General features: G+C 44.7%; 1 protein-coding gene. It reads left to right on the top strand.

Going from position 1 to position 1008, the window contains the following annotated elements; all coding sequences use genetic code 11:
- Positions 1–1008: MucBP domain-containing protein (locus ABPH35_RS10910; protein ID WP_368849828.1), on the top strand; the 1008-nt coding region annotated here is incomplete at both ends.

Raw genomic sequence — 1008 nt, 5'->3', positions numbered from 1 at the left:
CAGGTTCAGTCATTGTCAACTATGTGGACGAAGCAGGAAATCCACTTCGCTTTAAAAAGGGAGACGAGATTGTAGAAGGTGACCAAAAGGTTGTCACAGATGGAAAAGCTAATACTCCTTATAATACAGTGGACGACCGTCCAAACAGTGCAAAAACTCCCGAAGGAAAAACCTATGAACTTGTCCCAAGTGGAGACTATCCAGTAGGAGCAGTAACCGGCGGTGCTTTGAAAGAGACAGAGACACCCTTAGGCACAGATGCTCCTGAAGGCACGATTGAAGCAGGCAAAACGAAGAGAATCACTTTTGTATATCGTGAAGTCAAGGGTGATGTCGTGGTTCTTTACCGTGAAAAAGGTACAGGAACACCGATCATAGGAACTGGCGACAACGGTCAAAAAATCGGCAATGTCTCAACCTTGGACACCCAAGATAAGAAGGATGACATAGATCGCACAACATGGAATGGTGCAGTGATTGATACCCCAGCCTCATCAACAGGTGAAGACTATACAACGACCGATAACCACCCAGCAACTATCACCACAGCAGACGGAAAAATCTACAAACGTGTCGAAGGAACCGAAGGAGTGTCTGGAAAAGAAACTGGCAAAGTTGTAGAAGGCACTACTCGTGTCGTGTACTATTACGAGCTTCAAAAGGGTTCTGTCGATGTCACTTATGTCGATACAGATGGTAAACCAATCAACTTCGTCAAAGAAGGTGACACAGAAGTTCTTGGTAGACAAGAAGTCGTAAAAGACAAAGATTCAGGCACTGACTATCAGACGAAGACAGACGAGTTGCGTCCACCAACTCTGAAAACAAAAGACGGTAAGGTTTATAAGTTGGTACCAAAAGGAATATATCCAATGGGCTCTGTTGACGAAGACGGCCGTAAAGAGGATAGTGCACCAGCAGGTGGAAAAGTTACAGATAAACACCAAACCGTTACTTATGTCTATGAAGAAGTGAAGGGTGGCGAAGTCACAGCTCAGTACTATGTAG

Source organism: Streptococcus handemini (genome assembly GCF_040984445.1).
GTDB lineage: Bacteria > Bacillota > Bacilli > Lactobacillales > Streptococcaceae > Streptococcus > Streptococcus handemini.
Note: the sequence above shows the minus strand (reverse complement) of the source record. Positions and strands in the feature narration are given on the sequence as shown.